Source organism: Psychrobacter sp. CX5, assembly GCF_057621535.2.
In genome coordinates this window covers 2,606,859-2,618,878 of the sequence record NZ_CM177735.1, presented here as the reverse complement: position 1 = coordinate 2,618,878, position 12,020 = coordinate 2,606,859, and the positions used below count along the sequence as shown (strand labels likewise).

At 38.3% G+C, this 12,020-nt stretch carries 8 protein-coding genes; all 8 read right to left on the bottom strand.

The window, feature by feature from the left end; all coding sequences use genetic code 11:
* Window positions 1-58 precede the first annotated feature (58 nt).
* Window positions 59-1,036 (bottom strand): Holliday junction branch migration DNA helicase RuvB, encoded by a 978-nt coding sequence (ruvB, locus tag AC21OG_RS10175; protein WP_486547206.1) that lies wholly within the window; start codon window positions 1,034-1,036, stop codon window positions 59-61.
* Between the two features lie 473 nt (window positions 1,037-1,509).
* Window positions 1,510-2,412, bottom strand: coding sequence for a LysR family transcriptional regulator (locus AC21OG_RS10170; protein WP_486547207.1), 903 nt, complete (start codon window positions 2,410-2,412; stop codon window positions 1,510-1,512).
* Between the two features lie 175 nt (window positions 2,413-2,587).
* Entirely contained in the window at window positions 2,588-4,942 is a 2,355-nt protein-coding gene (dnaX, locus tag AC21OG_RS10165) for a DNA polymerase III subunit gamma/tau (RefSeq protein ID WP_487376491.1), read from the bottom strand.
* A gap of 138 nt (window positions 4,943-5,080) precedes the next feature.
* Window positions 5,081-6,499 (bottom strand): hypothetical protein, encoded by a 1,419-nt coding sequence (locus AC21OG_RS10160; protein ID WP_487376489.1) that lies wholly within the window; start codon window positions 6,497-6,499, stop codon window positions 5,081-5,083.
* A gap of 369 nt (window positions 6,500-6,868) precedes the next feature.
* Window positions 6,869-8,395 carry a lysine--tRNA ligase gene (lysS, locus tag AC21OG_RS10155; RefSeq protein ID WP_487376488.1) on the bottom strand — a complete coding sequence of 509 codons (1,527 nt, stop codon included), beginning with the start codon at window positions 8,393-8,395 and terminating at the stop codon, window positions 6,869-6,871.
* 323 nt (window positions 8,396-8,718) lie between these two features.
* Window positions 8,719-9,180 carry a hypothetical protein gene (locus tag AC21OG_RS10150; RefSeq protein ID WP_487376486.1) on the bottom strand — a complete coding sequence of 154 codons (462 nt, stop codon included), beginning with the start codon at window positions 9,178-9,180 and terminating at the stop codon, window positions 8,719-8,721.
* 183 nt (window positions 9,181-9,363) lie between these two features.
* Window positions 9,364-10,452, bottom strand: coding sequence for a peptide chain release factor 1 (prfA, locus tag AC21OG_RS10145; protein ID WP_487376484.1), 1,089 nt, complete (start codon window positions 10,450-10,452; stop codon window positions 9,364-9,366).
* Between the two features lie 365 nt (window positions 10,453-10,817).
* Entirely contained in the window at window positions 10,818-11,963 is a 1,146-nt protein-coding gene (locus tag AC21OG_RS10140) for a beta-ketoacyl-ACP synthase III (RefSeq protein WP_486547213.1), read from the bottom strand.
* Window positions 11,964-12,020 lie beyond the last annotated feature (57 nt).

Genomic DNA, 12,020 nt, shown 5'->3' with positions numbered 1-12,020 from the left:
ACCACGATATATAGTCAGTTAAGCGAGCCTATCACAGATAAGTTGTTTAAAAATGGCATTACATTTGATCAATCGCCATTTGAGTTAATACTCGACCTCTGGCCGTTCGAAGGACGTACCCTTGTTGTATTAAGTAGGGTTCAATAACGTCCTCTAACGTACCTCGATCTTCAGCCATGGCAGCGGCAATGGCTTCAACCCCAGCTGGTCCACCCTCAAAACGATCATGAACCATTTCAATGTATCGGCGATCAAGATGATCAAGCCCTCTTCTATCAACAGCAAGCATATCTAAAGCACTACCGGCAATAACACCTGTTACCTCTCCATTTGACTTAACTTCTGCATAATCACGAACACGTCGTAGCAGTCGATTAGCTATACGTGGCGTACCTCTCGATCTACGTGCAACTTCCACAGCTCCTTCAGGGGTCATAACGACATTCATTAGACTCGCTGAACGGCTCACAATAGTGGTCAAATCTTCAATGTTATAAAACTCTAACCGCTGAACGATCCCAAATCGATCTCTTAAAGGCGAGGTTAGGAGACCTGCCCTCGTCGTTGCAGCAACCAGAGTAAATCGAGGTAAGTCAAGTTTTATTGAGCGAGCAGCAGGCCCCTCCCCAATCATAATATCTAATTGGAAATCTTCCATGGCGGGGTATAATATCTCTTCAATAACAGGACTTAATCTGTGTATTTCATCGATGAATAATACATCCCCTTCCTCAAGATTCGTCAGCATTGCCGCTAGGTCACCGGCACGCTCAAGCACTGGTCCCGAGGTAGATCTTAGATTGCCACCCATTTCACGAGCAATGATATTTGCAAGTGTCGTCTTACCTAATCCTGGAGGTCCAAAAATTAGGGTATGATCTAGTGCCTCTTTTCTTCTCCGAGCAGCTTCAATGAATACTTCCATCTGTTCACGAACGACAGGCTGACCAATATATTCTGCCAATGTGCCGGGCCGAATATTATTATCTACCGTATCGTCACTACGCTCTAAAGGATTTATGAGTCTATTTTCCATATTTATAATTGACACTACTTAAAAAAGGGGTTATCAAGTTGGTAAACTTTATTTAAAAGATGCAGGCTATTTAATACTGTTCTAAACGATAATCTTAGTAAACTAGACTTATAAAATGTACCATTAAAGACGCTTAAAAAAATTTAATTTATAGGCTAATGTTCAGGTTCAATATATTAATTAATCATAACCTTAAATAATAGGATATCTTTAATAAAAGATTATAAATTATACGTTAAATTTGGTCGGGTTTGACAATAGACTGCTTTAATAATCGTTTTTAACGAAAAAAAACGCTCAAGTGGCATTTTACAATAAATATATCTATTGTAAAAAACCGCTAAAGCGTAATTTTATAAATTTTCAACTGCTATTTTCAAGTCTTCTAATACTTCACTAATAACTATTATTTTTATAACAACTATCTATTAAAATATTAGGTGTTAGTAAAATATTAGGCGTTAGATTAATCTTTAAGCTGCGGCATGAAAATGCTTTTTAAGGACTTCGAGACAACGCGTAATTTTAGCCGGTTGTTGATCTCGATCTAGGGTTACCGCATAAAGCACGAAATTAGGTAACGAATATTCAGGTATAACTTCTACCAACTCACCAGAAGATAGTTCTTTTTGTACATCAAGAGACATGACACGCACTAAACCATGACCTTCTTTTGCTAAAGTCGTCGCTAAGAAAATATTGTTAGTTTGAATACGAGTATTCATCTTAACACGGTTTTTCTTCTTGGTTTCGATACTAGTGAAGTCTAATGTATTAGGATCTTTCATCAAGTCGATACCGATTAATTGATGCTCTGAAAGATCCTTTGGTTTAACAATCTTTTCATGCTGCCTTAAATAATGAGGTGACGCCACAAGCATCTGTTTAACTTCTGCCAACGGATAGGTAGCTACCGAACTGTCTTTAATTTGTGGGCTCATCCGAATAGCAATATCTGCACGCTCTTCAATTAAATCAATGTAATGATTATCAGCGATAAAATGAATACTCAAGTCATCGTGTGCCGCCATCCAGGTAGACAAGGCTGGTAATATATGATTTACCCCTAATTCAGGAGTCGTCGCAATACGTAAACTACCTGCTAACTCGTCTCTTAACTGATTTACTTTAATACGACCCTGATCTGCAGCAGTGACCACATCTTTCGCTGCCTCATAGAAGCTTGCCCCAGCTTCTGTTAAGCTAAGCTTTCGTGTAGATCTATGAAGTAAGACCACACCCAAATCTTTTTCTAAAGATCGAATCTGTTGACTTACTGCACTGGTTGTAATTCCTAACTGTCTAGCTGCACCGCTGAATGAACCATGACCAACTACGCTAGCAAAGACGGCCATTCCTCTTAAATTGTCTAACATAATAATTAACACCTAACTATGTAATATAAGAAGTACATTATACCTTATTTAAGCAGACAAATGTTGAGAAAATTTAATAAATATTCATATAAAATGAATTTTTTAGTGTGCTTTTGTTAAAGTATATTACAAACATGATACAGCAAAGCTGTAGAATAATAAACATAGCTTAATTCTATAATAATTTTAAATGGGTAATCTGCCCACTGTACTCAGAAATGAGTCTTTGCATCACTGAACTACTTGAAATAAGCTGTTTAGCATAACTTTTAGCCGTTGCTTCACGATGCTTTTGACGATTTTGTGGTAATAAATCAGCGTTATTTTTATTAAGCGAACTATCAATCCTAATAGTGACTTCAGCACCAAATTGTTCCGCTAGATTATTGGCTAACTGTCTAAAAATACTCTGCATATTTTTAGTATCAAAAGCAACTTTAAATTCACTTTTACCAGCAATATCTCCAACCATCACCCCTTGTCTTGCCATAGCCAGTTCATCCTGACCTAGTGCACCTGTTTCACGAGAGGTTTGTAACCAGTAATCCCATTTATCAGGTGTCCACTCACCTACTAGATCAATAGGTGAACATTTTAATAATAGTCGGGGATCTTGATCAGATAATTGTTCATTGTTGCTATCTTCCAGCTTATCATTTGAACCGATAATGCTTTCAACTTCGCTTACCTGAGATTCAAGCTGATTATTTATAGATATTTCCGTTTGAGTTAGACCCGTTTGAGTTAGAGTAACGTCATCATTTGCCAAAGCTTTAACATTCTTATCTAAAACATTCTTATCTAAATTATGACTACCTTGCTCACCTTGTGGTTCCTCAATATCTATCTCTGTGGACAACGTCGATTTTCTTTCATTATCTACTTCAGTTAAAGTATCGGAATCTTTTGATTTGTTACCCGAAATAAACTTGGAGTCCGCTATTGCTTCGCTCGAACCTTTAATATCTAATAAATTATCATTATCGTCGTGACTTAAGTTAATATCAGTTTTATTTTGCACTGAATGACTATCTTGTTCCAAGTTACGGTACTGATAGTTTTTATCTGATTCGTCAGTAAATGCTAGCGCTTCACCAGCTTGAGGATCTATATCGATATGAGCCGCATTATTTTCGCCAAATTCTAACTTTTGACTTTCTAGTTTTGAATTATCTTCATTAAAGATAGGTGTAGGATTATCGCTTAACTCTTCATTCTCTTCGGTATTAACAGCATCTACAGTATTATTTGCATCTGAAAGATTTTCAACTTGCGTATTATATTTTAAGACAGTGGATGTGGAAGAGTCAGATACTGAGAGGTTATCTGCTAATAGTGCCTCTTCTTTTATATGATTATCTAAAACTTGATCATTTATAAGCTGACTATTTGAGACTTGCTTATCTGAATTCTGGTTAACAGGTACTTCCTGAGTAGCAAGCGGTCTAAAAGCCAATAAACGTAAAAGGCACATTTCAAGCGCTTGTAATGGCGTATTTGCAAGTTTAATTTGCTCACGCCCTTGGATTACGATTTGATAGTAAAGTTGCAACACGTCGGGCTCAATCTGATGAGCAAGTGCGTTTATCTGCTTTGACTGATTGTCATTGACATTAAGTGACACGTTAGGAAGTAATTGCACCATAGCAATTTGGTGTAGCAGCTCTGCTAGACCATCAAACATACTACCTGCATCCACCAGTTGCGCACGCATTTGTTCAATATGCGCAGCCACTGCTTCTTTTTCACCTTGATAAATATCAAGTATTAAACTCGCTAAGTCAGCACTATTTATAAGACCCAACATATCATTGACGGTCTCATCGGTTAATATCCCTTGTCCAAAAGCGATCGCTTGATCGGTTAATGACAGTGCATCACGTACCGAGCCTTTTGCGGCATTCGCCAGTTGCCAAAGTGCGGGATTGGTAAACTCTATACCCTCTTTCGTCAATAGATTGGCGATATGGTCGCTAATAGCTTGTTGTGGCAGTGGACGTAAAACAAATTGCAAACAACGACTGATGATAGTAATCGGTAACTTTTGGGGATCTGTCGTTGCTAATAAAAACTTAACATGCTCTGGGGGTTCTTCCAAAGTCTTTAATAACGCATTAAAACTGTGGGTCGATAACATATGTACTTCGTCGATTAAGTACACTTTATATCTGCCTTGAGTGGGCGCATAAGGTACGTTATCAATTAATTCGCGTGTATCTTCAACTTTGGTACGCGATGCGGCATCGATTTCGATTAAATCAATAAAACGACCCTGATCAATGGCAACACAACTGCTACACACTCCGCATGGTGTACTGGTAATACCCGTCTCACAGTTTAAACACTTTGACAAAATGCGCGCAATGGTAGTTTTACCAACCCCACGCGTGCCGGTAAATAAATAAGCATGGTGTAAACGATTATGATCTATGGCATTGATTAACGCCTTAGACACATGTGTTTGACCCACCAACTCATGGAAGTTTTTGGGGCGATATTTACGTGCTAAGACTTGATACTGCTGAGACATAATGGACAACCATACTTAAATTTAAAACCTATGGGGATAATATCTACTACCCAATCTAAAAATTTACCTTATGAGTGAAAGCACGACATATAGTAAGTTCAATGTGTCTGTTACAGAAAAGCGTATTATCTATTATAGCTATAGTGCTATTCCAGACTGATGGAATACATCCATTTCTACGGTTACATTGCCTTTACCATCATGATTTGACATATCAAACCCTAGTATAAAGAATTCATCCATAACGGGCTCTTGTAGTTGGGCATTGATATCTAAAAGAATATCTTGATAATTTTGTTCAACATACTCACGGCTATAATCAGCGTCGGGCGCTAAACCATAAAAAATAATGACATAATGATGACCAAAATCATTATAAGAATGTTGGTGTGACAGATAACCCTGTAAACAGTCCTCTTTAGAACGCGTCTCATAAGCCATCATTTCCTCGATAATACTTAAACGAGTATACATTGACTCTGCAACTAAAATCTTTACTTGCTCTAGGGGTAGCGTGTCACCTGCATCATCTCGACGCTTCGTTGTTCCATTCAACAACTTTTGGAAGGTAGTTGAATAACTTTGGAGGTTCTGCTGCAACTCAGATTTTTTCTTTTCATACTCAGTATTATCATCATCTGCATGGCTAATAATATCAATTAATCGAGTTTCGACTTTAGACAGCAATCCTATTTCGACCAGCTTTTCTTGTACAGAAACGGCCCTTTGATAAAAATCTGCAGTGTTTAAAAATTGTTGAGCTAATTGTAGCTCACTCCCAAAGCTATCAAAACTTATTAAGTGTTGGAGATGATATCCATAATAGCTTATCAAATCACTTGGGGTTTGTAGTATCTTAATCATCTGATAAAAGCTATTCAGACTAAATAACTGTAAAACTTTGCTCTCATCATCTAAATCAAAAACACACTCTTCTTGGAAAAAAGAACTGCCATACTCATGTTCAATCTGATATTGCTCACCCTTATGAATAATCATGATGGAGGTAATACCAACATAGTGTATGACTTCTCCCTCAGCTTTATCTACATTGTCATTATTAACATGAAGGTTTGTATTGTCATTATCAAATAATGATGAATCAACCTTGGCATTAACATGTTGGAAACGCTTATTAATTTGAGTTGCGGCTTGTTGTCTTAGCTCAGAAAGTAGGTTTTTGGGGACATTAACACTGTCGACTTCTGTCGTTTCTTGATGAACTAAAACATACAGCCGTTGATTTCCCAATTTGAAGGCATAATCAAATTTACCATAATCCACCAAGGGGTCGTTCTGATCTATATATACAGATAAAAAGGTACGGTTGAACATTGACGTCCAATCGAAGCTCGGAAATTTGCTGGAGGATTGTTTGCCAGCAGAATTGGTATTAGAACCAGCTACAGCTTCAGATACAGGGCTGATTAAGGGTCTAGAGCCTGATTTCGCTGGACTATTCTTTTGAGCTGATTTTGAAACATTAGGATCCGAAAACCGTCTAGGACCATTGTTTAAAGAAACACTTTTTAATTTTTGGGTTGAGTAGTTTGCCATAACATGTATTTAACCTAAACTGTAAAAATATGATAAAAATTTAATGATTATTACTATACCGTTTTTTTATAACTCTTGCACTTATCTTGTGTGTTTTCTAAGGTTTATTATTAATTATTATACTAATACCAAACCTATAAATTAACCTATCAAGTAAAGTGATCGAAAACGCTATAAATATTAGCTTTCTTAAGTTTAATGTGGCCTAAAAAGAATAGGTTATTTTATAAAAAAGATATCTAGCAAAAAATAAAGGACTGCTCATCATAGCAGTCCAGTTATTTAACAACCAACCATCCAATTTTTAAATATTTAGAAAAAATGAATAGTAAACTGCTTTATTTTCATTTATTAAATAGTCAATATAATTCACAGTTTCATTCTCATATGTGGGAATAAAATGACATCACGAATACTGGCAGAATCCGTAAATAACATCACCAAACGATCAATCCCAATACCTTCACCAGCCGTTGGTGGTAAACCATACGACAATGCTTCAATATAATCTGCATCAAAATGCATGGCTTCATCATCCCCTGCATCTTTCTCAGCAACTTGGTTATGGAAACGCTCTGCCTGATCAGCAGGGTCATTAAGCTCACTAAATCCATTAGCAATCTCACGCCCGCCTATAAACAGCTCAAAGCGATCGGTAATCTCTGGGTTTTCATCATTTCGACGTGCTAATGGTGACGTTTCAGCAGGATATTCAGTGATAAAGGTAGGTTGACGCAACTTATGCTCAGCAGTCTCTTCAAAAATGATAGTTTGCAGCTTACCAATACCAAAGCCTTCTTTAACCTGTTGTTTTAGGACATCTTGAGCATATTGAGCGAGATAGTCTCGATCATCAATCTTAGACATATCAAAATCATCAGCATATTTTGCAATGGCTTCTTTCATACTTAAACGAGTAAAAGGCGCTTTTAAACTGATCGTTTCTTCTTGATAAGTAATCTCAGTTGTCCCTAAAATATCCGTGGCCAACTCATTAAATAAGCGCTCAGTTAGATCCATTAAGTCTTTATAATCCGCATAGGCTTGATAAAATTCAATCATAGTAAACTCAGGATTATGACGTGTCGACACCCCCTCGTTTCTAAAGCTACGATTGATTTCAAATACTCTCTCAAATCCGCCAACGACCAAACGCTTCAAATATAGCTCTGGTGCAATGCGTAAATATAAGGGCATATCAAGTGCATTATGATGTGTGATAAAAGGTCGAGCCACCGCACCGCCAGGGATAGGATGCATCATTGGCGTTTCGACTTCCATAAAACGTTCGTTTAGCATGAACTTACGAATACCGCTGACCACTTGACTGCGAATCATAAAGGTATCACGGCTTGATTCGTTGGTCATTAAATCTAAATGACGGTTTCGGTATCGTGCTTCTGTATCTGATAAACCATGAAACTTATTTGGCATAGGACGTAAGGATTTAGTCAGTAGCGTAATCGTTTCTATATGGACGTACAAATCACCTTTACCCGAACGACCTATAAAACCAGATACACCGACAATATCACCTAAATCTAATGACTTTATTAGGGCAAGGGTCTCGGTATCCAATTCTTTACGAGCAACATAAAGCTGAATACGTCCTGTCATATCCTGTATAACAATAAATGCCCCACGATTGAGCATAACTCGCCCAGCAACATTAACCTGAGTTTTGTCCCCATTGGCAGCCTTTTCTTCGATTGCTTGCTTACTAATACCCTCAAATTGTTGCTGTAAATCCTGAGCATAGTCGGTACGCTTAAACTTGTTAGGATACGCAATCTTGCCAGCACTGGTTATTTCATCAAGTTTTGACTGACGCTGCGCAATTAGCTCGTTGGTATCTTCGATTGATGGTGCTTGTTCAGGTGTGTTTTTATTAGACATAGGACTCTCAAAATGGTTTAAATTATAGGATTTAAAACTATAGTATTATCAACAACTAACTTATCAGTATTTACGTATCAAAACATTATTAAAATAACTCAACGTTTTAAAAAAATAACAATAATCGCTACTAATAGACAGAACCTGATGTTCTGCTACTTAATAATTTTATTCAATAAACGTTCATTTATTTTTAGTTTTCTATATTTTTTATTTATCTAATTTTTATTTTATAAAGCTATCTATTATTGAAAACACAATTATTTGACACTTTTTATAGGTAACCACTAAGCATTAAGCATTAAGCATTAAGCATTAAACAACTAGTCTACACATAAGGCAGGTTGTAACACACCGTTTTCAATAATTTGATAACACCCAAATGGGCTACTATTTTTAGCGCACTCACCAGTTTGATTGGGCGTGCCAGCCGGCAAGAACTCCCCATTATCAATCGCACGGCACGTCCCTTCACAGTCTGACGCATCCTTGCAACGTTTGCCAGCATCCTTATAAGTGACGACGCAAGAATAGCATCCTAACATACCGTCTCTCCTAAGGATGCCGTCTTGAGTGCTACACTCGTGTACCTTATTAGCGGTTACCTTAGGACAACTCTGATCTTGATCGTTATATTTAGATAAATCAACGTTAACGGGATCACTCGTCACAGGCGTGTCGATTGGCGAATCCTGATCAGTTTGTTGCTCAGATATTGTACAGCCAGAAAGCATAAACACGCCTGAAACAAGGACACTGAGAATTTTAGATTTTAATTTAATCATAGTTTAAGTGCTTCGTTAGGGTGTATGGTTTAGCTCAATAATAGCGACCAGGTTTGTATCGCATCTAGCTATAGTCAAAGAAGTTTAAAATGGTTACAAGGCAACCAAGTTCAAGTAGCAAGTAATTAGTCGTACTGAAATCAACTTGGGTTTGATATCCAATCAATTTAACATATAACAATACTATTCGCCGCTAACACTCGCCATAAGATCTGCTTGGTGCTCTCGCGTTAAGGCGTCTAAAAGCTCATCTAAATCACCTTCCATGATGGCATCTAGCTTGTATAACGTTAAGTTAATCCGATGATCTGTCATTCGCCCTTGCGGGAAATTATAAGTACGAATACGTTCACTACGATCGCCACTACCCACTAAGTTTCGACGCAGCTCATCTGCCGTATCTACTTGCTCCTGTACTTTAGCTTGTTGAATACGTGCGATAAGCATTTGCATGGCTTTAGCGCGGTTTTTATGTTGGCTTCGCTCCTGCTGACACTCGGCCACTACCCCCGTCGGAATGTGGGTAAGACGGACAGCAGAGTCAGTGGTGTTAACGTGCTGTCCCCCTGCACCACTTGAGCGGAAGGTATCCATACGGATGTCGGCAGGATTGAGATCGACAGTATCATCAATCTCAACCTCAGGCATCACCGCAACGGTACACGCAGACGTATGCACACGACCCTGACTTTCTGTTTCAGGTACCCGCTGTACACGATGCGCACCAGACTCAAACTTCAAACGACCATAGACATCATTGCCAGATACACGAGTGATAATCTCTTTGTATCCGCCATGCTCGCCCTCATTGGCCGACAACACTTCGATAGTCCAGCCCTGAGTAGACGCATAGCGCTCATACATCCTAAATAAATCGCCAGAGAATATTGCCGCTTCATCACCACCGGTACCTGCACGAATCTCTAAAAATGCAGGTACCTTATCATTGGGATCTTTTGGTAGCATCATGACATTTAGCGCCTCTTCCATCGCTTCAATGTCACTGGCAGCCGTGTCAATCTCTTCTTGCATCATCGCCTTCATTTCAGGATCTGACGCTTCTTTAATCATCTCTTCGGCGTCTGTTTTGTCCGTTTCTGCCTGTAAATAACGCTGCCATAGGCTCGTTATTTCAGATAAATCACTATGCTCCATGGACAGTTCGCGAAATTTATTATTATCGTTGATAATATCTGGGTCAGATAATAAGGCAGTCACTTCTTCAAAGCGCTCTACCATTTGATCGAGGCGTTCTCTTAATGAGTCTTTCATAGGGTTTCTTGTGTTGAGTATGATTTTATGAATATGATAAATCAGTTAAATACAAATCAGTCTTCTAAGTGTAATTGTAAAGCATAAGGTATTACTATTTTGAGTGTCACTATCATCGACTTACAGAAAGTCGTTAATTATATCAAACTTTGGCTAAAAAAGCCGTTATAGGTGACTTATTTTCTTGCTAGCTCAGCCCACGTTGGTGTTTATCCAAGCTATCTGCAAAATATGACTATCATAAATAAAGCAGGCACTATGCCTGCTTTATTTATAGCCAATTGTATTATTTAGTTGTATTAGTCATTTGTATCAGTGGTTTTCAACGTTGAAGTTATATACCTTGCTACTTATTCGTGTTCTAACTATACCTTTCTAAGTAATACTGAGCCGATAGAATACCCTGCACCAAATGAACACATCACCCCTAAATCACCCGACTCCAATTGGTCTTTATAACGGTGAAATACAATAACAGGACTTGCTGAGCTCGTGTTACCAAATTCATCAATAACGGTAGGTGCAATCGCTGGATCAGCATCTTTACCAATCACACTTCGCAAAATTAAATGTATCATATTAATGTTGGCTTGATGTAGCCACATCATCTTCACCTCGTCTGTCTGAAGATCATTGTCTTGTAAATGACTGCTAATCATATCCGATACTTTTGGACAAACCTCACGAAATACTTTGCGCCCATTTTGTAAAAACAGCTTGTCCGTATCCGGTTCTTTCAAGTCATGATAGAGAACTTCATCTGCTGCTAAGTACTCGCTTTTGTCCAAAAACCCATATTCATTTTTGATATTGGTCGAGAACTGGGTATACAGCTTACTGTCAATTATTTCATAGCCTTTGGCTAAGTCAGTTTGCTCAACGATACTGGCGGTTGCCACATCACCGAATATGAAATGACTGTCACGGTTGCGCCAATTTAGATGTGCGGTGGTAATCTCAACATTGACCACCGCGATTTTATTACCCAAACCTGCTTTTATAGAACCAACCGCTTGCGCTATACCAAATGTAGCCGCACTACAGGCGACATTCATATCAAACGCAAAGCCACCTTGCATACCTATAGCGTCTTGAATTTCAATAGATAAAGCAGGATAAGCACGCGGTAAATTTGAACACGCAACAATAATACCATCTAAGTCATTGGCTTCAAGACCGGCCTCGTTCAGCGCTTGTTGCAAGGCATCAATGCCCATCTCTGCCATGACTGAAACTTCTTCTCCCAATTTACGCGCTGGGATTCTCGGGGTCATAACCTCCGGGTCTAGGATGCCCTCTTTATCCATGACATAGCGAGATTTAATACCCGATACCTTTTCTATAAACTCAGCAGAAGACTTCTCAAGCGCAGTCCGTGCACCAGATTCAATCTCGCTGGCATGCTGTGCATTGTAGTTGTCCACGTATTGGTTAAACGATTCAACTAATTCCTCGTTACTAATACTATATGGTGGAATATATAGTCCTGTCCCTGTAATATACGTTTTCATATTGCTTCCTATTTTTCTTAGAAAATTATTGAGTGATAGTTGCTTATCATTAACTCA

What these genes read in the sequence shown, in the direction of transcription:
- ruvB (WP_486547206.1), bottom strand. Translation starts at nt 1,036, where the DNA reads ATGGAAAATAGACTCATAAATCCTTTAGAGCGTAGTGACGATACGGTA.
- AC21OG_RS10170 (WP_486547207.1), bottom strand. Translation starts at nt 2,412, where the DNA reads ATGTTAGACAATTTAAGAGGAATGGCCGTCTTTGCTAGCGTAGTTGGT.
- dnaX (WP_487376491.1), bottom strand. Translation starts at nt 4,942, where the DNA reads ATGTCTCAGCAGTATCAAGTCTTAGCACGTAAATATCGCCCCAAAAAC.
- AC21OG_RS10160 (WP_487376489.1), bottom strand. Translation starts at nt 6,499, where the DNA reads ATGGCAAACTACTCAACCCAAAAATTAAAAAGTGTTTCTTTAAACAAT.
- lysS (WP_487376488.1), bottom strand. Translation starts at nt 8,395, where the DNA reads ATGTCTAATAAAAACACACCTGAACAAGCACCATCAATCGAAGATACC.
- AC21OG_RS10150 (WP_487376486.1), bottom strand. Translation starts at nt 9,180, where the DNA reads ATGATTAAATTAAAATCTAAAATTCTCAGTGTCCTTGTTTCAGGCGTG.
- prfA (WP_487376484.1), bottom strand. Translation starts at nt 10,452, where the DNA reads ATGAAAGACTCATTAAGAGAACGCCTCGATCAAATGGTAGAGCGCTTT.
- AC21OG_RS10140 (WP_486547213.1), bottom strand. Translation starts at nt 11,963, where the DNA reads ATGAAAACGTATATTACAGGGACAGGACTATATATTCCACCATATAGT.